Genomic DNA, 20322 nt, shown 5'->3' with positions numbered 1-20322 from the left:
TTTAGTTACGTTTAGTGGTGTTTGTAATTCCTATGAATCCTTGTTCTTCAACAATATCTTGCCCATTTGGACCTAGCACAAATTCAATAAAGTCAAGTGTATTTTTATTCTCGGACATACTGGTTGTAATTGTTATCAGACTTCTTTTTATATTATATTTATTCTGTGTGATTGTTTCTTTTGTAGGGTAGATGCTGTTTATTGAGAGTGTATCTAGACCTTTTTCCATTGCCCCTCTTGCGTAGCCAAAACTAATATAGCCAATTGAATTTGGTGTAAGACTTACTTTCTCAATAACTTCTCCATTAGATTTCACCACAATACTATCCTGCCTAAATTGAGCTTCTTCAGGAGATTTTAGTATTTTTTCAAGAACGAGTTCTTTAACGGATGAATAGGAACCGGATGATGAATCTCGGTTTATGAAGTTAATTCTGGCATCAGATCCACCAATTTGTTTCCAGTTTTGGATACTTCCATTAAGTATCTTTGCCAAATCATGTTCTGTGATATTTGTAATTCTAACATCAGGACTTGTAATGAATATTAAAGCATCGTGGGCGATTACTGTGATTTTTGCTCCCTTAGCGAGTTCCTCCTCGGTTGCATCTCTTGATGAGATTGCCATTTTGTAAATACCATCAAATAATCCTTTAATGCCAACGCTACTGCCTTGAGCATCATAAGTTACTTTAATTTTGTCATTTATTTTTTGATATCTTAAAATTAACTCATCCATAATAGAGCTGGCTGTAGTAGATCCGCCAATCGGAATAATATCTTCATTACTTTTGATTGTACAATTGCTAAATAAAAAGACTAATGAAACAATAAATATTATCTTGATTGCTCTCATCAAATTAACTCCTTTTATACCTATTATAATATCATCAATTCTAGATAAGTCAATGAATAGTAAATATTTTGATTTTTTGATATAAATTATTATGCACATTAGAAATTGATGAGGTTATTAGATGGGTACAATTAAGTCTGGAGACATTGAAAAAGGTCATTTTTTGCTTTTTAAAGGCATACCACATATTGTTCTTGAACGAGAATTTTCGAAAACAGGCAGAGGGGGTTCAATTGTAAGATTGAAGCTTAAAAATCTTAAGAATAGGTCTGTTATTAAGGAAACTTTGAAAGGTGCGGATACCGCAGAAGAAATTGAGGTTTTAGAAGTAAGCTCTCAATATCTCTATAGGGAGGGTGATAATCTTATTTTTATGGATTTAGAAACTTATGAGCAATTCAATGTTAACCTGAGGGAAATTTCAAATCTTGAGGATAAGATTCCCTTTGTGCAAGAAGCAGAAGTTTATCCTCTGATTAAGTGGGGTGATGAAGTTATTGATATTAAATTACCTCCAAAAATTGCATTTAAAGTTGTAGATGCTGAAGTTGCTGTAAAAGGAGATACTGTAACTAATGCTATGAAAAATGTTACTCTTCATACAGGTTTTGTAGTAAAGGCACCTCTTTTTATTAATGTTGGAGATAAAATATTGATTAATTCTGAAACAAAAGAATATGCCGAAAGAGTTAAAGACTGAAGTACTTATTATTATTCTTTATTGTTCTGTGTTCTTGTGAGATAAATTATCCTGAGATAAAGGAACTTGATTATGTTATTAACTATTACTTCTATAAGGATAGTTTTGATTATTTTATGACTTTTGATTTTGCTATTAGAGTAACGCATTCTAAAGATATAATTAAATTGGCTATTGAAAACATAGATAGTAAAGAATTTATTGAAGTTGCTAAGGGTAAATATACATCTTCGTTCATTGATTCTGTTCTTGGCAAGGATATTCTTTATTGCAAGGATTTAATGTTTAATATTGCTGATAAGACTTTTGAAAATTTTGTAGCACACGTGCATCTTTTTGATTCTGGAATGAGAATATATAATAAAGAGATTGTTATGAATTTGAATCTATCAAAGGAAGAATTGGCTTTGATTCATGAATGTGTGTATGGTTCTAGAGGTATGATTAAGCTAAATGAGATTAGTGGTAATAAAGTGTATTTGCTTAAGACTCCTAAAGATGAAATTAATTTTTCAGATTCGGTAGTGAAGCTTGAAGACATGCTAGATGTTCAACTAGAAGACACCCTAGATACTTACATAGGAGTTTATTACATAGGAAAGAATTCCAACCTGTTCTTTAAATTAAATTAATTTGGGCCCACCAGGACTTGAACCTGGGACCTACCGATTATGAGTCGGGTGCTCTAACCAACTGAGCTATGGGCCCCATAAAGGATAGTCAGAAATCCAAAAAGTGATTAAATATTTTCTATTTCAATTAGGATTTCCCCATACTTTAAGTCATTATATTTATTTTTTATTTATTGTCAAGCTCGTCAATCTCATTTTGTAATATTCCTATTTTTGAATTTAATTCATTTAATTTATTCTCGATTGATTCTTTATTTTTTATGAGTTGTTGCATTTTGGCTTGAATTGTTGCAATTTCTTCTATTTTGATTGTTTTTATTAAATCTTCATTTAGTTTTGATATTTGTTGATTTAGATTTTCTATTGTTTGTAGCAATGAACCAATTGTGCCAATTTTGCTTAATCCCTTATCTGTTTTTGACATTTCAATAAATTCTTCGGCGATTCTTTTTAAAATCTCGTCTTTATTTGTTTGAACAAGGTTAATGTCATTCTCTATCTTATGCTTGTTATTAATTTTGTCTTTTATGCTTTGATTTTTTGTTTCTTTGATATCATTATTTATCTTTATGATGCTTGAATGAGTTTCATTCATTAATCTAAATTCTTCAATAAGTTCTTTATTTAGATCTGTGTTTTCTACAAATTCATTGACTAATTTTTCTAAATTTTCTGAGGATGAATATTCTTTTAATATTCTTTTCTCGAATTCTTTTGCTACTTTACCTATGTATATTTTATTTATAATGGCCTTTAGCATGATCTTAATATTTTTGATCAACTTTTTGAAGAAATCGATTTTTTCATTATCTATTGTTTTCGTAATTTTATACTTATGCTTTTCAAGCATTGATTTAGTAAAGTTCATTTTGTATTCTAGAATTGGTTTCAGATTATTTGGGTAGTTGTTTATGATTGCCTCAGCTATTCTTATAAGCTTGGATTTATATATTTTAAGAGTAATTTTTTTACTTATCGTGTATTCTTTAAGGTTTTTGTGTAATTCTTTAAGTTTATTTTCATTATCTTCTGATCTAGTTAAGTTTACTTTAAGCTGAGATAGTTCTTTTTCAATTAGTTTTAAAGAGGTGTAAGACGCCAATTTTTTAAGTTCTATTACATTGCTATTTTTAAGCATCTTCCCGAGTTCAACTAAGGTTTTATCTTTCTCTAAGGTTAATTTTTGAATTTTAGATTTAAGATCTTTTATCATAAACAGCTTCTATGATTATTCTATTTTCTGTCGACACTTTTTTCAAGATCAAATTTAGATATTTTATAGTAAATTTTTCTTCCGTGAGGACAATATTTTAAGTTTAGATTAAAAAGTTCATTTATTAAAAATTTACTGAATTCAGAGCTTATAATGTCATTTCTCTTAATAGCCTGCCTGCAAGCGAGATTCGCGTATAAATCAGCCTCTAGGGAATTAATTGTTTTACTCTTTCTTGTTTTTAAAAATTTAATTATAACATTTTCATACTTATTACAAATATTGGGAATTGATTCAAGTTGGTAACTTTGTTCTTTTATTTTTGTAACTACAATATCTATTTTTTTATATTCTTCCAGTTCGCTTTCTAGTATTCTGTTTGCATCTTCACAATCTACGTCAAATTCAATTGGTATTAAAAGGTTTTGGATAGTTTTTTTTGTAGTTTGAAGGCTCTTATATATGATTTTTTCATGCAGTGCGTGTTGGTCTATGAAATAAACTTCGTTATCCTTTTCTGCTATTAAAAATTCAGAAAATATTTGACCTATATATCTAAATTTAGGTTCTTCTTCTTTTGGTTTGTTGATTGCATTTAGCATTGTGGAAGTTTTGAGAAAAATATCTTGGATGTAGGTTTTAAATGAAGGTTTATCTTTTTGAGTTAAATTGTGGCTTTCAAATTTTATCTTGTCTTCTATTATGTTTGTTATTTGGTTACTTTGAGGTTTTTCTAAGATTAATTCTTCATTTTGCGTGATTTCGTAAGCTTGAAAATCTGAGTTTTGTGATTCAATTTCGGGTTGTAATAGATGCATATCATTTGTTAATTGTCTTTTTATTATTATGTTGTGATAGTCTTGTAAAATATCTTTTTGTTCTCTGTCAAAGAACCTATTAATGTTGTTTGAAATTTGTTTTGGTAGAAATGGTAAGTTAAAAAATCTTACTTCTTTTTTTTGAGGATGTATATTAAAATCAATGTATTTAGGTTCTATTTCTAGAAACAGATAACATATTGGAAAATTTCTATTGGTTAATATTCTACTATGGCCATCTATTATTGCCTCAGATAGGATTTTTTCTTCAACAGGTCTTTTGTTGACAAATATTTTTATGTTTCTTCTGTCTTTTCTTGAAAAATTGGGCGGGGCAAAAAATATTTTCATTTTGACATGTTCATATTCTGCCTCTATTTTCCCAAATTTGTTGTTTTCTATTACCTCGCCATACACGCTTTGGACTCTATCTATTAGTCTTTCTTTGAAGTAGACTTTTCTCAGTTCATTATTTATGCTTAGCTTGAAGTCAATCTCAGGATGAGCAACGGCTTTATCTTCAAAAACTTTTAAACACATTTTTGTTTCAACGGAATCTTTTTTTAAGAATCTTTTTCTTGCTGGAAAGTTGTGAAATAGGTTTGTAACATCTACTATTGTTCCATTTATTGGGGATTGTTTTTTAAAATATTTTTCAATTCCATTTTCAACTTCAATTTGATAGCTTTCTTCACCTGTAGTTGAACTGGTTATTACGAGGTTCGAACAAATGGCAATACTTGAGAGAGCTTCACCTCTAAATCCTAGTGTTTTTATTTTTTCAAGGTCTTGTTCTGCATTTATTTTTGAGGTAGTGTGAGGTAGATAGCATATCTTTAAGTCTGCTTGGCTTATGCCACTGCCATTATCCGTTATTAATATTCTGCGAATGCCGCCTTCCTCAAGAAAAATTTCGATTTTATCTGCACCAGAATCTATAGAGTTGTCAAGTAATTCTCTTAAAATAGAACAAGGCCTATCTATGGCTTCGCCTGCTGCTATTTTTTGTACTAAGCTTTTATCTAAAAATTTTATTTTATTCATGATCCTATTATCTTGATTATTGTTTTATTTTTGTCATAATTAGGAAATTTTTTGATCAATTCTTTAAGTACTTTATCATTGCCGTTCTCATTATACTCTATTATGCCTAGTGCATGAAGAGCTTCTGGATTATTTGGATCTAGTTTGATATATTCTTTGAATTTTTCCATTGCTCTTTTGTTATCTTTGATAGCAAAAAAGGTAGTTGCAAGATTGTATTTTGCTTCAAGGCTTAAGTTTTTTTCTGCTTTTTGAAAAATATTTATTGCTTTTTGGTAGTTTTTTTGGGTTTTATAAAGTATTCCAAGATTGTTTAATACTAGTACATGATCTGTATTGCTAATTTTTTCAAGGGTTTCAATTGCTTTTAATTCGTTTCCTAACTTTTCATATGCTTTTGCTAAATTTATGTGAGCTGTAATATTTTCAGGATTTTTTAAGATTACAGTATTGTAGAGTAATATTGCATCATTGTAGTTTCCTTTAGTCAGGCAAATGGATGCTTTTAAATATAGATATTCAGATTTTTCTGGATTTATACTAAGAGCTTTGTCGATGATCTTGAGTGCTTCAGTAAGGTCATCGTTCTCAAATTTTGATATTGATAGATTATAAAATATAATATCGATTTTTTCTTTTATCAGAGAGCTTGCCATATTTAAATATTTTTCACCGTTTTGAAAGTCGCCAATATGGTTTGCACTAATTCCTGTCTTTAGAGCGTAGAGAGGATTTTTTGTAATATCGTGAGCTTTTTTAAAACTTAAAAAAGCATTTTGATCATCATTATTTTTTTCCTCTGCTATTCCTTTTTTGTAGTAGGCAGTATCATAATTTTGGTCGATTGCAATTGCCTTTTGGAACGCTTCAACCGCTTCCTTGGGTTTATTTAATATTATTAAAGCTGTTCCTTTATTCGTATACGCCTTTTTGTGCTTTGGATTAAGTAATGTTGTCTCATTGAATGCTTTTATTGATTCTTCGTGTTTTTTAAGTTTAAATTTAATTATTCCAACTCTGTAGTAATCTTCTGCAGTTTTTGTCATGCTTGCAATTTCTTCATAAATTTCTTCAGCCTTTTGTAAGTCTTGTTTTTCCTCATTAGCTAATGCTAGCATTTTAAGGGATTTTAAATCCGTTGAAGTTTGCCTAAAATGGTTTACAGCGGGTTGGGACACATCCTTTGTTTGTATTTTACTGTCTAATGAATGATCTTTTACCTGAGAGATTTCCTGCTTAGGTTGATCTTGCTTAAAAAGCTCCTTTTTTAAAGGAGCTTTTTGTATGCTAACTAGTTTAGACTCAACATTTTGTTTTATTAGTTTAAGTAAGAGTCGGGCGGCTTCTTGATTTTTTAAACTGTCAATCAAAGCATTTACTTTATTGAATTTATCGCTTAATCCTTTTTTAATCATCTCATTAAGTCTTGCTTTTCCAATAGAAGGATTCCCAGTATTAATGTTATCTAATATTTCATATAGTTCTTTCTTTATAGAGTAGCTATAAGGTCTCTCTATTTTCCCAGTGATTTGATCTTGTGGTTTAGAAGGAATATTTTTGGGAGTTGTTTGTTTGATTTGGACTGACGGTTTTAGTTTTAAAGTAGTAGGTTGTTCTTTAGGTCTTTCAATTTGTTTGATTTCCTTTGTCTTAGAATTATTTGTATTCTTTTCTGTGAGTTTATCTTCATTTTTTTTGTGTTCCATTATCACTTTTTTTTGATTGTCTACATGGGAGTTTCCACTACTATTGAGTTCTTTGGTTAGGTTATCTTTTAGTTTTCTTAAGTTAAATAAATTTTTTTGATTATTAATAGATTCATTGTTATTTAAATTTGATTCTTGTTTGTTGTCTATTTTATTTTTGTTATAACCTAGATTCTCAGGTACTTTACTTTGCTTAAATTCTAGAATGTCTGCGTCTTCAATACCAGAATCGTTTTGTCTATCAGCATAGTTTTCTATTGTTGTAGTGTTTTTGATGTATCTATTATTGAAAGCAATTTCAGAATTTTCATTGTTAATAGGTATTGATTTTTCTCTTCCTTTTATTTTATCTAATATTTGATTAGCAATGTCTCTTTGTAAATCTTTTGATTCAAAAGGACTGTTATTGGCAAGTTCTGATAAAGTAGACTCAAGCATAGCAATATCTGCGTTTTGTGGATAATTTTCTTTTAGCATTTTTGTTATTGAATAGGCTTTTTTATAGTTTCTATCCATAACACTGTTTTTTACCTCGTTTAACATTATTTCTTGGTTATTTTTGTTTAATCGATCTTTATATATGAAGTAACCAAGACCCACAAATGAAGAAATAAGTATAAATATTAAAATTAATAGTATAGATAAGCTTCTTCCTTTATTCATCTATGTTCAACTCCTCTTGCCAATTAATTTTTTCTAGCTCAATTAAAGAATCTGTTTTTAAATTATCTTCAAACCCTTCTTTAAGCATTGTTTTTTTATCTTCATGCTCTTTATTATCCTTTTGATCTTCGTTGTTTTTATTCTCATCTTGATGATCTTTATGCTCCTCATCGTCTTTCTTCTCTTTGTTATCTTTTGTTTTTTCATTGCCTTTCTGTTCTATAGGAATGTGATTACTTCTTGTCTTAAGACTTTTGTCAAGCTCTTCAAGGTCTGCCTTTTTATTTCGTAAAAGATCAATCATATATAGAATATCATCTTTTTTATCAGTCTCGTATCTTAGTGTAATAAATTGTGAATAATCATGGATTGCCATAGTATATGAATCCCAAGCACTCTTGTAATCTTTTTCCTTAAAATTCACTTTACCCTGTTCAACGTAAGAATTTGCTCTGTTAAGTAGTGATTTGTCGTAATTGGGCATATTTTTAATTGAATTGGAATAATATTTGATTGCTAGATTATAATACCCCTCACCTCGTTTAAACATTATATTTCCAAGTTCAAAATATAACTTATAATCAATATCGCCTCCTATTGCAATTCCATCAAGCAGAGCACCTTCTGATTCTGTTAATTGGTTATTTTCTCTATAAGCTATTGCTAAAAAGTAATATCCGTTTTGTACCTTTGGATATTTCTGAATAGCCTCACTGAGGGTTTTTATTGCCTTTGAATAGTTTTTGATTTTTATCTCTTCTTGACCAATTCTTATTAATCTTTGAGAATATATTAAATTTGAATTAAATAATAGAACTAAAAATAAGGTAAAGATTATTAAATTTTTAAACAGTAATAAATTTGTTTTCATATCTTTTATTATTAACATTTTATTACTTTAGAGTAAATATTGCTATATTTCACAGTGTTTGTGAAATAAATTTATTTTGATCTTTAGTTAAAAATGTAATGAATTTCAGTATGTCTTCTTTTTGCTTGGGGGATATTGCTTTATCTTCTTTTAATCTATCTGGATTAGAGTAATAAGCAATATAGCATATGGCAGGTAGTAATGATACATCTATAAATTCTTCTAGTTTTAGCATTAGATCTGGTTTGATATTGTTGTGTAGGATTTTAAGTACTCTTGCTCTCAAAATTAATGACTTAATGAAAATATATGAGCAACAGTAGTTTAAGTCGTTTGAGCTTGTTTTTTGCATTTTTATGATTTCTTTAGGTATGGTAATTTTACTCTCATCAAGGTAAAGTATTACCTCTGATATGAATTCAAAATGTCGTTTATCGATTTTTGGGTAAAAGGAGAGAAAATATACAAGTATTTGGTTTTGAATTTCAAAATTTTTGCTCTTAAAAAATTCTTTTATGTCTTCTGAGAATTCGGCCTTAGCATCTGCATCTGCATAAATGTAAAATGCAATCCATCCATAAGTATCTATTTTTTCTGTGTTGTCTTTTATATAATTAAGCACATTTTGCAGGAATACCCCTCTTATGTATCTGTTTTGAAATATGTTCGAACTTTCATATGGGTTAAAATTCGTTTTTTCAAAAGATGCAAAGAATTCTTCTGCTTTAAATTTTGAGATAATGATATCTTCTATTTTGTCATTTAAGTTTAGTAGCATGTGCTTTGCAATGTATTCAATTGCAAAGATGAAATTTTCCCATTCATTTGGTACTTTATCTTTAAAAAACCATTGTAGATATTCTTTTGTTGCAATTTTCATAAATGAAGACAGATAAGCCTTTAGGGTATTTTGAAAATATTTTGGGGTGTATTTTGTAAAGTCGTTGAAAAAGTAGTTAAAATTAATGTTTTTATTTGATCCTTTATAAAAAATTTCATTAAGGCTTAAATTTTTTATTGTACAGATGTATCTTAGAATCTCATCATACTTTAAGGTGAGGACTTCATCTATTATGTATCTGTAATTTTTGGTTAGAATTTTATTAAAAAGTGATCTAGATAGACACCCTACTGGCCAGTATATTAAAATAAGCAATTTTTTAATCTTAATTATTCTACTTTCTTTTTTTGTTAAACTTGATTTGAAGAGTCTTTGAAATGATTGGGTATGTTTTAGTATGTTTTTAATTTCTTCCTTATTTCTATTCCTTACAGCTAATAATATATCTATTGTTGGGTCTAGATTTTCTATTTTTAAGTTGCTAGAAAAATTTAATATTAGCTGTTTATATAGTTCTTTTTTATCTCTAGTGTATTTAAGATTGTTTTGTATATCAATTAATTTTAGAAAGTTGGTAGATTTTATTTTATATGTTATTCCAAGTCTTTTACTAATGAAATTAGTCTCTTTTTTTACTTGTAATAAATTTTTTTCTCTAATTATTTCTAGTATCCAGTTTTTAATTTTTTCGTGTTGAGTTGCTTCATAATAATATTCTTCAAGTGTTATTTTTATTTGATTTTTTTGGAGCTCATAATCTTTACTTATTTTTATAAGGGTTTTAATTTCTTCTTCACTTAGTTTATAAAGCTTTGATGAGATATTATATCTTAACATTTTTTCTTCTATATTTTTGTTTATATACCTTTTTAATATGAGCAGAGAATCGTAAAACTCTTGATGTTTTGTTACTATTTTCATTTAACCTCTAATTGAATCTTTGATTATTTGTAATAATTTTTCATCTCTTTTTGCAATTTTTATTATTGCTTCTAGGTAACCTTCTATATCACCTGTGTCAAGTCTTTCGCCTTCTATTGTTTTGTATAATACTTTGCGTTCAGACATCAGTTTTTTTAAGGCGTAAATATGGTGGTATTCTCCTTGCTTATGTAATTTAAATCCCTCTTCTAAGTATTTAAAAAATTCATAAGTATATAAAAATCTGCCAATAGATGCTTTATTGCTTGGTTCTTTTCCAATCTCTGGTTTCTCTGTAATGTCTTTGACATGAGTATTGTCTATATCTAGTTCTATTACGCCATATCTGTTGATGTTCTTAGGATTTTCAAGAACGGATAATATATTTTTTCCAGTTTTTTTATGTAGTTCTATTAATTGCACTGTTAATGGCGGATCTCCAATATGTAAATCATCAGGATATGCAACTATTGTATTCTCAGCGCCTATCCAGGGCTTTGCGTGAAGTAAGGCATGACCTGTTCCCAGCATTTCATTTTGCCTTATAAAACTGATATTAATATCTTTAAGCTTAACTTTTTCTAGCAGATCTTGTCGGCATTCTTTTGTAAATATGGCCTCTAGTTCAACGTCTCTGTCAAAATAATTATCCAAAGCTTCCTTTCTTCTTGAGGTTATTATTAGTATTTCTTTTATTCCAGAGATAATAAATTCTTCAATAATATAATCAATTGATGGTCTGTTTAGAATTGGTAGCATTTCCTTTGGAATGGTTTTTGTTATGGGTAAGAATCTTGTTCCATATCCAGCTGCTAAGATAATACCTTTCATATTTTGTCTCTCTTAAAACAAAATTATATCAAAATTTGTGTTTTAAATATTTAATATTATTTTAAAATGATTTAAAATTGAGCCTTATGCATATAAGTGCAGGTAAGTATAAGGGACGAAGGGTTGCTTTTACTAGGACTGGCAGTGTACGTCCTGTGATGGCTGTTGTTAGAGAAGCATTTTTTTCTATTCTTTTTGATCAGATTGTAGGTTCAAGTTTTCTTGATGTGTTCGCAGGTACAGGGATAATGTCTCTTGAGGCTCTAAGTAGGGGAGCTAATCTTGCGCATCTTGTTGATTGCAATAAGGCTTCTAGAAATGCTTTGATTAGGAATTTTGAGTTTGTGAGTGAATCTTATAAAATTTTTTTCACAAAGGCTGAATTTTTTCTTAAAAAGAGTGATCTTTGTTATGACTTTATTTATCTTGATCCACCTTTTAATTATCCTTTTAAAGAAAATTTGCTTAAATTAGTCTCAGAAAATGAAAATTTAAAAAAGTGCGTAAAAGTTATTATTCATTGTCCTTTTAAGGAAAATTTGAGTGAAAATATTTCAAGACTCTTTAAATATGATCTTAGAAGATATGGGGGTTCAAGACTGGATTTTTTCAAGGTTAAGTCCTGTGTGTATAATAGAGACTAATCTTTAGCAGAGGCAAAAAGTTCAAATTCATAACTTCTAAGTTCTTCTATATGACGCCTTAATTCAAATCTGTCAATATTTTTTAATGGGTTTCTCTTGACTTCTCCATTGGATCCTTTGATAGTGATTTCTTTGGATTCAAGGTTTATTAGTATGTCTCCAACCTTATAGGTTTTATCTTTGCTTTTTATTAAGGATAAAATAGGAGTAATACCTATTTTGTATTCGAAAACGACCGCTTTAAATAACAGTTCATTGCTATCTTTTGAGTATGCATTTAGTATTTCTCCATAGTCAAATGGTGCAAGTACTTTTAGGAATTGTTTTAATATTTCTATATCAAATTTTTTGTTTTTTAAGTGTTCACTTGGATTTTCTTTATCCCAATAGTATTTTCCACTGTTTTTGGTTAAAAATTTGATAGTCTCTAAGGCATTAACAGGTTCTTTTATTATGATCGGATTGACCATTTCATCATAAGTATCTATTATACAAAATATTCTAATGAGTTCATGAGTAAATTTTTTCACTTTTGTATCTGAATGGTTTTTTATATTAAGATAGTTTTTTTGGTCGTTTATTATCATTTTGGTAATAGCAGAAATATCTTCTCTCATTTTGAATAGATTTTTAGAAACATTAATACTTTTCTCTAATTTTTCTATTTTAATCTTATGTTTTTCTTCTATATCTTTACCTTTAAGACTAATCTTGTCTCTTATGTCTTGTAATATTGTAATATGCATGAGCCCGATTGGGTGCAGTAGTACCCCAAGTGCGGCTTGCAGGATAATGTCAGTATCATAGAAGAATTCTGTGAATTCTGTGTAGTGACCTTTGTCAATAAAAAACTTAGATGTTGAGCGAGGAGCATCTTTTGTCGCTCTTTCTTTATTTAAATGTGCAATCGTTATTAAAAAGTAGATTGCGGTGTCAATTGCATGTAGCAATATGGAATCGCCTTCTGTTTTTACTTTTCCTCTAAGAAATTCATAATCTCTTCTCAGTGAGTGCAAATGTAGTTTTTGGATGGTGTTAGTGTCGTAAAGAGTTTCTTTATTTCTAATTTTTTGGAAATCGAAATAATTATATATTTCTAGTAGTAGCTTTTGAATAGATATTATTTTATGTGTGGGTAAAATCTTAAAACTACCCTCAATTATTTCTTTAAAGTAAATGGTATCAGGCTCTTCTTCCATTAGTGTATTTAAATTGATTAATGTTTTTCTTCCAGTAACTGTAAATATTTTATCTTTTTCTGAAAATGGTTGATATATATCTTTTAAGGCTTTTGCTAGATCTTCTTTTAAAGAATTTATTTCATTGTTTAGAAGTTCTTCATTAATTGTATTTATTAGCTCTTCATGTGGAATATTTTCATGATTATTTATGACAGGTATATATGAAACATTTCCTTTATTTAAAGCTTTAATTATCTTTTCATTAACTTTGACACTTAACTTAGACAAATTTCCAATATTGGAGAAAATAATATCCCTTTCGGTTAAGTCTTCTATCTTTTTTATTTCCTTGAGAATCACTTTGAGCCCTCTTAAAGTTAAATAAAATATTAATTATTCTTTCCGAAGAGAATCGAACTCCTGACACAAGGATTTTCAGTCCTATAATCTACCAACTGAACTACAGCAACATTTAATTATATATCTTCTTAACAGTGGAGACTTCAAGTGCATTCTTAATCTCTTTAAATTTAGGGTACGCTACATAAACAAAATATTTATCAAATGCCGCCGAGGAGAATCGAACTCCTGACACAAGGATTTTCAGTCCTATGCTCTACCAACTGAGCTACAGCGGCTTATTTTACTTTGTAGCAATATAATTTTTCCATAAACAGTTTTTTTTGTCAATGATAATGTTTACAGATATTAGCTACTATTTTTTGTATTTAAAGTTGTATACTTAAGTTTGTATAGGTTTTATAGAGGAAATTGATTTGAATAAGATTTTTATTACGGATTTGGATGGTACATTATTTGATAGAAAAGGAGCTTTGTCAGATTTTTCTAAGTATAATTTAAAAGAACTCTTAAAACGAGAAGACTTTAACTTTACAGTTGCAACAGGTAGAGATTTTTATCTTATGAGATCACCATTAAGAGGATTTGATTTTAAAATTCCTTTAATTAGTCATGATGGTGCTTATGTTGCAGCTATTGATCAGAAAGAGCCTCTTTATGTGGAGGATATAGAGTGGGATTATCTTGGAAGTGTTTATTCTTATTTTAAGGAAAGAAACTTTTCTGTATTTTTTAAAGTAATACATGATGGAGAGGTTTTTACTGTTTATGATGGTGTTAATAATTTCTTAGAACATTGGTATATTACGTTGAAGCAAGCTTTATGCTATACGAATATTATTAAAATAAATAAATTAAATGATATCTCTGTATATAGTGCGCTATCTGCTACTATTATTGGTTTCCGAGAAGAGATTGACGAGATTTATTTGAGTATGGAAAATTATCCTGAACTTAAGATTTCTAAGTATGCACGAATAGAATTTGATGACAAAATAAGTGTTATTGAAGTTCAAAGTATTCATGCTGAGAAAATCAATGGCATTAAATTTTTGGCCAATTATTTATCTATCTCTTACAAAGATATTATTTATTTTGGAGATTCTGATAATGATATTTCTGTTTTTAACGAAAATGAAATTCATAAAGTTACGCCCCAAAATGGTATCGATGAGCTTAAGAGTAAGGCTTGTGAGATAATAGATTATCATTATAATGATGCTGTGTTGAAGTATATATTGAGTAACTTTAAATAATTTTATTTTTAGAATTGTTATTCAGAGTGGATAAATTTTATTTCATTTCTCTTTACATCATAGCTTACAAAGGCTGAGTGCATATTAGTGTTTATAGTGTCAGCTTTATAATAGTAAGTAATTAATGCATCAACTTTTGCAACTTTTTCACTAAAGAGCTTATCATCTTTGGCGATCTCATTGCCTTGAGTGTCTTTAAATATTGAGTAAAAGCTTTCTATTGAGTAATCATTTGCACTTTTTCCTTTCTTGTGTGCTATCCTTGTTAGGAATAATTTTTTGACTCTACTATTGAGAGTTTGTGGAGCGTTTATTGTCGTTATATTAAAGAAGAGAAGTATCGATAGTATTACTAGAATAGCAAGTGAAATGCTCATTAAGTATTTAATCATTCGTTTATTTTTATAAACATGCATTATGTTTGCTCCTGTTTAGTGAGTTTCTTTTTAAATGTTTGTGTATTTAATATTTTTTTAAATAGGTTTTTGTTAATTTTTATAGTAAGTGCCCTTACATTTTTTGTTTTTATTTCCTGTTATGAAGGTACCTGAAGAAATCCATATCTGTTGAGAATATTTTCCGTTTATCTTTAAGTGCTGTCTTGTAACTCTCTAGTGCTTGCCAGAATCTGTAAAATTCAACATTCTTTCCATAAGCATTTGAATAAATTTTTGCGGCTTCACTATCGCCTTCAGCTTTAATCTTAGCCGCGTCAGCTTTTGCCTCACTTAATAGCTTTAACTTTTCTTTTTCAATGCTACCAAGAATTTCTGTTTTCTCAGCAATACCTATACTTCTTTGTTCTTCTGCAATTTGTTGTCTTTCTGAAATCATTCTATTGTGTACGGAATCAATTAAACTTGGGTCATAACTAATTTTTCTAATAAGAACATCGACAATTTCAATTCCAATATCTTTTGTGTTTTTATTTGCAACTTCAATTATTTCGGTTTCAATGATTTTTCGACCTTTTGTAATCTGATAGGTTGTGTTATTTTTAGCTTCTTGTGGTGTCAAGATCCCGCCAGATAGACGTTGAATTGGGTCATTTGAGCTTCTAACCATTTCAAGCAAAGGGTACTTAGCAATGACACCTCTAACAGCGGGTTCAATAGCTGCATCAATTCTTATGTAAGCTCTGTCCATTGTTTTGATTGCTGTATAGAATTTATTGATGTCTGCAATTTTCCATCTAGCAGTAGTGTCTATCCAGATTAATTGCTTCTCTTCTCCGCCTGTTGGAATTCTTTGAGGTACGCCATCCCATCTAATTATGATTTTGGGAAATATTTGTGCTTGTTCAATAAATGGAATTTTGTATTTAAGACCCGCTGTGTTTTCAGTCCTTTCGATTTTTCCAAGTCTTGTGGTGATTGAAATTTCATTTTCTTTTAGGATATAGATTGGTTCCATTATAGATATTGATATTAATCCAAATATTAATGTGAAGGCTAAGATCTTAGCAATAGATAAGAAAAATTTGATTATATGATTCATTTATTTTACCTCCTTAAATGGTAAGAAGTTTTTTAAGTTCTTATCAATTATTTCAATATTATCTTTACTCTCAAGGATTTCCTTCATTGCCTCGTTGTAGATTCTTTCTCTTGTAATTTCTGGGTTTTTAATGTATGCGTTTAAAATTGCGTTAAAAATTTCAGTCTCAGCTAATGCACTATTGATTCTGCTTTCTTTATATCCCTTAGCTTCTTCTATCACTTTAAGTGCTTCTCCCCTAATTTTTGGGACTATCTGATTGAATTCTTTCTTTCCTTCATTGATAAACTTATTTTTATCTTGGATTGCAATGTTAACATCTTCAAATGCCTCATAAACTTTCCCCTTAGGTGGCATGGCATTTCTGATCTGTACTTGCACGATATCGATTCCTAAGTTATATGTTTGAATAATTTCATTCATAGAGGTTTTGACACCTTCTGTAACACCAACTCTATTATCATTAATTATCTCAAAGATAGTATTATCACCAATTAACCTGTTCATTGATGATTTTGCAATATCCTTTATAGTTTCTTCTGGATCTTGTACTTTGAACATGAAAGAATAGGGGTCACTTATTTTGTATTGTACTAGCCACTCAACATTAATTACGTTTAAATCTCCAGTAATAATTGTCCCCTCATCTTCACCTGAATTAATTCTTCCGCCGTTGTTTGTATTAAACCCAAATTTAACTTCTTGTACTATCTTCACTGGTACAATGAATTTTTCTTCAATTAATGGAATTTTTATATGTATTCCCGATTCAAGTGTTCTATTGAGTTTGCCGAGACGAAGAACAAGTGCCTCGTCAGATGGACCAACTATAAAAACATTTGAAATGATTATTATTGTTACTATTACTAGTACAATTAGGATTATTGCATATTCATATGTTTTATTGAAAAATTTTAAAATGTTAACCATTTTTCCTTCCTTTTTATCATTTTATTATGCCTAAAAGAATTCTAGATTTATCTTCCTTGGGTTTTAGTATAAAATCAAGAGTGAGGTTTTTAATATTAAAGTAAGAATTAGTCTTGTTAAATTTTTGTTTAATTGAGGCGAATATTGTTATTTTTCTGAAAAGACACTTTGTATTTAGCTTGGGTTTTGAAAAGCAAAGAATCATAGTCTGAATATGTTTATTCATTTTTACTCCTTTTCAAGCTTTTTAAAGGTTATTTTTCTTATTTTGTGATTCTGAACTTCCTCTATTAAATATTCGCCATGTTCTGTGTTAACTTGTTCACCACCTTTGGGTATTTTATCAAGTAAATCCATTATGTATCCTCCAATTGTATTTATGTAATCTTCGTGTTGAATTTTTATTCCAACTGTTTCTTCAATCTCATCAAATGTGGTTTCTCCGAGTATTAGATACGTATTTTCATCTTTTTTAATAATAAATTGCTTTTCTTCTTCTAAGTCATATTCATCAAATATTGCGCCAAAGATTTTCTCTATTATATCTTCTATTGTAAGTATGCCTGAAAATCCTCCGTACTCGTCAATAACAATAGCCATTATTTTTTGCCTTTGTCTCATAATGTCTAGTATATCTTTTATCCTTTTGTTTTGCTGTACAAAAACAGCGGGTTTTACAAATTTAATAATGCTTTTATCAAGTTCTTTTCTGTTTATTTCAATTAGGTCTTTAGCTATTAAAATTCCTATTATTTGTTCTCGGTTTTGACCCTTGTATACAGGAATTCTGGAGTATCCTTCTTTTTTAATTAATTTAATTTTATCTTTTAGCTTTGATGTGCTTGAGAGTGAGAATACTTCTGTCCGGTGAGTCATAACTTCAGATGCTCTAACCTCGCCTATATTTAACATTTTTTGCATGAATATTCTGTCATCGTTTTCTAAGATTCCTAAATTTTCAGCCAAAGATAACATATTTCTTATGCTGTCTTTGGTCATTTTTTGACTTGTTTTTATTTTAGATAAACTTAGTAGAATTCTAACTATTCCATTAATAACATATATTACGGGTGTAAATATGATTGTCAATGTCTTTAGTAATATTGAAGTTGATAAAGCTATGCTTTCATTATTTAGAATTGCTATTTGCTTAGGAAATATCTCAGCAAATATAAGTACTACTATTGTTACGATTCCCGTTGATAAAGCAAGTGCATTGTTTCCGTATTTATCAAGAACAAATTTTGTTGTAAGGGCACTGGCTGCTATATTAGCGATATTGTTTCCAATAAGAATGGTTGTGACAAGTTTTGATGGATTTTGGGATAAGTGGTATACAACTACTCCAAGTTTTCCTTTTTTCTTTATATCTTGAAGTTGAATTAAGCTTAATGAAGTATAAGCTGTCTCTGATGCGGAAAAAATTGCTGAGAGTATTATAAATATTGCTATTATTATTAACTCTAACATAGTTATTTTTTAGTTTATCTGTAAAACATATGCCCTTTTGTTAAAAGAAATAGCATTAGCTTTACTTAATGTTAAGGCGCTGACCGGAATCGAACCGGCGAATCAAAGTTTTGCAGACTTCTCCCTTAGCCACTTGGGTACAGCGCCACATTAACTAAACATTAGTTAGTTTATTAAAAAATGATTGAATTGTAAACAATATTTGTAAGTCTTATATATAGCATTTTTAGCAAGAGTTGCGGCCTGAAAAGAATATTTAATAATAATTTCTAAGAAACTAGATTTTAAATTAAAAAAGAGAGTAAATAAATATTAAATAATAATTTCTACAAAAATAAAAGTTAGTTTTGTACAATTTAGAGATATGAATAGGAAAAAACTTAGTAATATTTTGTTTAAGTTAGATAAGAGTATAGTAAAGGAAATTAGAGGATCTTGTGATGTAGAAATATTGGGACTTGCATATGATTCACGATGTATTTTATCTAGTTTTGTATTTTTTGCTCTTCCGGGACTCCATTTTGAGGGTCAAAGATTTATTAAGTCAGCAATTCAGAAGGGTAGCAATGTGATTATTCATACTGATAATCTTGATTTTTATGATCCTAATGTGACATATATTAAAGTTGATGCTTGTAACATAAGAAGATTCATGTCAAATTTTTCTAATATTTTTTATAATAAGCCTTCAGAAAAGATTAAGATTATTGGAGTTACAGGAACTGACGGTAAGAGTTCTGTTTGTTTCTATATCTATACCCTTTTAAAATCTGTGGGTGGTGTTAAGGTTGGCTTTATTTCTACTGTGTTCTTTGACGATGGTAGCGGGAATCTAATTAAAAATCCGTACAGGCAGTCAACTCCAGAATCAACAGAAATTCACTTATTGCTTAGTAAAATGGTAGATAATAATGTTCAGTATGCTATTGTTGAATCAACATCTCATGGTCTTGATGCTAGAACAGCAAGACTCATTGATCTTAGATACTATGTTGCTGTTTTAACTAATATTAGTCATGAGCATCTTGAATTTCATGGTACGGTTCAAAATTACTTGGATGCTAAACTTAACCTCTTCTATTCAACTGATGCTAATAATGGTTTTGGTGTTATTAATATTGATGACAAGAATTCTTCTGTCTTTTTACATGCTATTGATAGAGCTTATACATATAGTTTAAAGGATAAAAGTGCCGATTTTTTTGTAAGTAAGATTAATGAACAAACGGCTCATACTGAGTTTGAATTTTATTATAGGGGTATTAAATATTATGCTAAAGTTAATTTGACTGGTAGTTTTAATGTTGAAAATGTTATGGCGGCTTTAATTGTTGTTAGTCAAATGACGAGCATTGGTATTAGAGAACTTATTGATAAGTTTGTGGATATTGAAAGTCTTTACGGGCGAATGCAAGATATTAATTTTGGTCAGAATTTTTCGATCATAATTGATTATGCTCACACACCTGGGTCTTTTCGTAAGCTTTTTCCTATGTTTAGGCGACTTTCAAGGAATAGGTTAATTGCTGTTTTTGGGTCTGCTGGAGAAAGAGATGTTTCTAAGAGAAGATGGCAAGGAGAGATTGCGAATAGGTATTCAGATATAATAATACTTTGTGATGAGGATCCAAGAGGTGAGGATAGCATGCAAATAATTAAAGACATTGCAGAAGGAATTTCAGGAAAAACATTAAATGAAGATCTATTTTTCATTCCTGATAGGAAGAGTGCGATTGAAAAAGCAATAAATATTGCACACTCTGATGATTTGGTGGTTACTCTTGGAAAGGGGCATGAAAGTTCAATAATATATAAAGATAGAAGTATTTTTTGGGATGAAAAAGCTGTCCTTGAAGATATTATTTTAAGCTTAAAAAATAGGAGTTAA

Annotated in this window: 18 protein-coding genes and 4 tRNA genes; 5 read left to right on the top strand and 17 right to left on the bottom strand. The window is 29.2% G+C overall.

The genetic code is table 11. The features are described from left to right. Nucleotide 1: 1 nt before the first annotated feature. Nucleotides 2-859, bottom strand: a complete 858-nt coding sequence (locus CR532_RS01115) for a substrate-binding domain-containing protein (RefSeq protein WP_199911291.1) — start codon at nucleotides 857-859, stop codon at nucleotides 2-4. Nucleotides 860-977: 118 nt separating this feature from the next. Here CR532_RS01115 and efp point away from each other — a divergent pair, with 118 nt between their 5' ends. Both efp and CR532_RS01105 read left to right on the top strand, forming a co-directional pair. Then, entirely contained in the window at nucleotides 978-1556 is a 579-nt protein-coding gene (gene efp, locus CR532_RS01110) for an elongation factor P (protein ID WP_108729005.1), read from the top strand. After that, the gene (locus tag CR532_RS01105) at nucleotides 1553-2188 is read left to right on the top strand and encodes a hypothetical protein (protein WP_108729004.1); all 636 of its coding nucleotides are present in this window, start codon (nucleotides 1553-1555) and stop codon (nucleotides 2186-2188) included. The genes efp and CR532_RS01105 overlap by 4 nt, the downstream gene beginning before the upstream one ends. Nucleotides 2189-2190: 2 nt before the next feature. Here CR532_RS01105 and CR532_RS01100 read toward each other — a convergent pair. The 7 genes from CR532_RS01100 to CR532_RS01070 form a co-directional block, all read right to left on the bottom strand. Beyond that, a tRNA-Ile gene (locus tag CR532_RS01100) sits at nucleotides 2191-2264 on the bottom strand. A gap of 90 nt (nucleotides 2265-2354) precedes the next feature. Continuing rightward, a complete protein-coding gene (locus tag CR532_RS01095; RefSeq protein WP_108729003.1) occupies nucleotides 2355-3401 on the bottom strand; it encodes a coiled-coil domain-containing protein in 1047 nt (348 codons plus the stop codon). Nucleotides 3402-3421: 20 nt separating this feature from the next. Beyond that, nucleotides 3422-5263, bottom strand: coding sequence for a DNA mismatch repair endonuclease MutL (gene mutL, locus CR532_RS01090; protein WP_108729002.1), 1842 nt, complete (start codon nucleotides 5261-5263; stop codon nucleotides 3422-3424). Beyond that, nucleotides 5260-7632 (bottom strand): tetratricopeptide repeat protein, encoded by a 2373-nt coding sequence (locus CR532_RS01085; protein ID WP_108729001.1) that lies wholly within the window; start codon nucleotides 7630-7632, stop codon nucleotides 5260-5262. The genes mutL and CR532_RS01085 overlap by 4 nt, the downstream gene beginning before the upstream one ends. Next, complete coding sequence (locus CR532_RS01080) at nucleotides 7625-8503, bottom strand: tetratricopeptide repeat protein (protein ID WP_108729605.1); 879 nt, start codon at nucleotides 8501-8503, stop codon at nucleotides 7625-7627. Before CR532_RS01080 ends, CR532_RS01085 begins: the two co-directional genes overlap by 8 nt. A gap of 49 nt (nucleotides 8504-8552) precedes the next feature. Then, the gene (locus CR532_RS01075) at nucleotides 8553-10265 is read right to left on the bottom strand and encodes a BB_0208 family protein (protein WP_108729000.1); all 1713 of its coding nucleotides are present in this window, start codon (nucleotides 10263-10265) and stop codon (nucleotides 8553-8555) included. Then, complete coding sequence (locus tag CR532_RS01070) at nucleotides 10266-11096, bottom strand: sugar phosphate nucleotidyltransferase (protein WP_108728999.1); 831 nt, start codon at nucleotides 11094-11096, stop codon at nucleotides 10266-10268. An 86-nt stretch (nucleotides 11097-11182) separates the two neighbouring features. On the opposite strand from CR532_RS01070, the gene rsmD reads away from it, so the two are divergent. Beyond that, a complete protein-coding gene (gene rsmD / locus CR532_RS01065; RefSeq protein WP_108728998.1) occupies nucleotides 11183-11740 on the top strand; it encodes a 16S rRNA (guanine(966)-N(2))-methyltransferase RsmD in 558 nt (185 codons plus the stop codon). Here the strand turns inward: rsmD and CR532_RS01060 are convergent. The 3 genes from CR532_RS01060 to CR532_RS01050 form a co-directional block, all read right to left on the bottom strand. Then, nucleotides 11737-13281, bottom strand: a complete 1545-nt coding sequence (locus tag CR532_RS01060; RefSeq protein WP_108728997.1) for a hypothetical protein — start codon at nucleotides 13279-13281, stop codon at nucleotides 11737-11739. The genes rsmD and CR532_RS01060 overlap by 4 nt on opposite strands. Before the next feature lie 36 nt (nucleotides 13282-13317). After that, a tRNA-Phe gene (locus CR532_RS01055) sits at nucleotides 13318-13392 on the bottom strand. 94 nt (nucleotides 13393-13486) lie between these two features. Continuing rightward, nucleotides 13487-13559: transfer RNA gene (locus CR532_RS01050), tRNA-Phe, on the bottom strand. Between the two features lie 138 nt (nucleotides 13560-13697). Between CR532_RS01050 and CR532_RS01045 the strand changes: the two genes are divergently transcribed. Beyond that, nucleotides 13698-14537: an HAD-IIB family hydrolase gene (locus tag CR532_RS01045; RefSeq protein WP_159076628.1), complete on the top strand. Its 840-nt coding sequence runs from the start codon at nucleotides 13698-13700 to the stop codon at nucleotides 14535-14537. 17 nt (nucleotides 14538-14554) lie between these two features. Here the strand turns inward: CR532_RS01045 and CR532_RS01040 are convergent, their stop codons facing one another. The 6 genes from CR532_RS01040 to CR532_RS01015 all read right to left on the bottom strand — a co-directional run bounded on the left by CR532_RS01040 (nucleotide 14555) and on the right by CR532_RS01015 (nucleotide 18581). Beyond that, nucleotides 14555-14953, bottom strand: a complete 399-nt coding sequence (locus CR532_RS01040) for a hypothetical protein (protein WP_108728995.1) — start codon at nucleotides 14951-14953, stop codon at nucleotides 14555-14557. A gap of 109 nt (nucleotides 14954-15062) precedes the next feature. Continuing rightward, on the bottom strand, nucleotides 15063-16034 hold the full coding sequence (hflC, locus tag CR532_RS01035; protein ID WP_108728994.1) for a protease modulator HflC: 972 nt from the start codon (nucleotides 16032-16034) through the stop codon (nucleotides 15063-15065). After that, nucleotides 16035-16964 carry an FtsH protease activity modulator HflK gene (gene hflK / locus CR532_RS01030; RefSeq protein ID WP_108728993.1) on the bottom strand — a complete coding sequence of 310 codons (930 nt, stop codon included), beginning with the start codon at nucleotides 16962-16964 and terminating at the stop codon, nucleotides 16035-16037. A gap of 16 nt (nucleotides 16965-16980) precedes the next feature. Continuing rightward, nucleotides 16981-17190, bottom strand: a complete 210-nt coding sequence (locus CR532_RS01025; protein WP_108728992.1) for a hypothetical protein — start codon at nucleotides 17188-17190, stop codon at nucleotides 16981-16983. Between the two features lie 2 nt (nucleotides 17191-17192). After that, nucleotides 17193-18434, bottom strand: coding sequence for a hemolysin family protein (locus CR532_RS01020; protein WP_108728991.1), 1242 nt, complete (start codon nucleotides 18432-18434; stop codon nucleotides 17193-17195). A gap of 74 nt (nucleotides 18435-18508) precedes the next feature. Next, a tRNA-Cys gene (locus CR532_RS01015) sits at nucleotides 18509-18581 on the bottom strand. Between the two features lie 217 nt (nucleotides 18582-18798). Here CR532_RS01015 and CR532_RS01010 point away from each other — a divergent pair. After that, nucleotides 18799-20322, top strand: a complete 1524-nt coding sequence (locus CR532_RS01010; protein WP_108728990.1) for a UDP-N-acetylmuramoyl-L-alanyl-D-glutamate--2,6-diaminopimelate ligase — start codon at nucleotides 18799-18801, stop codon at nucleotides 20320-20322.

The organism is Candidatus Borreliella tachyglossi, assembly GCF_003076595.1.
GTDB lineage: Bacteria > Spirochaetota > Spirochaetia > Borreliales > Borreliaceae > Borrelia > Borrelia tachyglossi.
Note: the sequence above shows the minus strand (reverse complement) of the source record. Positions and strands in the feature narration are given on the sequence as shown.

Excerpts from the sequence above, each read along its gene's own strand:
- efp (WP_108729005.1), top strand. The coding sequence starts at position 978 with ATGGGTACAATTAAGTCTGGAGACATTGAAAAAGGTCATTTTTTGCTT.
- CR532_RS01095 (WP_108729003.1), bottom strand. The coding sequence starts at position 3,401 with ATGATAAAAGATCTTAAATCTAAAATTCAAAAATTAACCTTAGAGAAA.
- mutL (WP_108729002.1), bottom strand. The coding sequence starts at position 5,263 with ATGAATAAAATAAAATTTTTAGATAAAAGCTTAGTACAAAAAATAGCA.
- CR532_RS01085 (WP_108729001.1), bottom strand. The coding sequence starts at position 7,632 with ATGAATAAAGGAAGAAGCTTATCTATACTATTAATTTTAATATTTATA.
- CR532_RS01080 (WP_108729605.1), bottom strand. The coding sequence starts at position 8,503 with ATGAAAACAAATTTATTACTGTTTAAAAATTTAATAATCTTTACCTTA.
- CR532_RS01075 (WP_108729000.1), bottom strand. The coding sequence starts at position 10,265 with ATGAAAATAGTAACAAAACATCAAGAGTTTTACGATTCTCTGCTCATA.
- CR532_RS01070 (WP_108728999.1), bottom strand. The coding sequence starts at position 11,096 with ATGAAAGGTATTATCTTAGCAGCTGGATATGGAACAAGATTCTTACCC.
- rsmD (WP_108728998.1), top strand. The coding sequence starts at position 11,183 with ATGCATATAAGTGCAGGTAAGTATAAGGGACGAAGGGTTGCTTTTACT.
- CR532_RS01040 (WP_108728995.1), bottom strand. The coding sequence starts at position 14,953 with ATGCATGTTTATAAAAATAAACGAATGATTAAATACTTAATGAGCATT.
- hflC (WP_108728994.1), bottom strand. The coding sequence starts at position 16,034 with ATGAATCATATAATCAAATTTTTCTTATCTATTGCTAAGATCTTAGCC.
- hflK (WP_108728993.1), bottom strand. The coding sequence starts at position 16,964 with ATGGTTAACATTTTAAAATTTTTCAATAAAACATATGAATATGCAATA.
- CR532_RS01025 (WP_108728992.1), bottom strand. The coding sequence starts at position 17,190 with ATGAATAAACATATTCAGACTATGATTCTTTGCTTTTCAAAACCCAAG.
- CR532_RS01020 (WP_108728991.1), bottom strand. The coding sequence starts at position 18,434 with ATGTTAGAGTTAATAATAATAGCAATATTTATAATACTCTCAGCAATT.
- CR532_RS01010 (WP_108728990.1), top strand. The coding sequence starts at position 18,799 with ATGAATAGGAAAAAACTTAGTAATATTTTGTTTAAGTTAGATAAGAGT.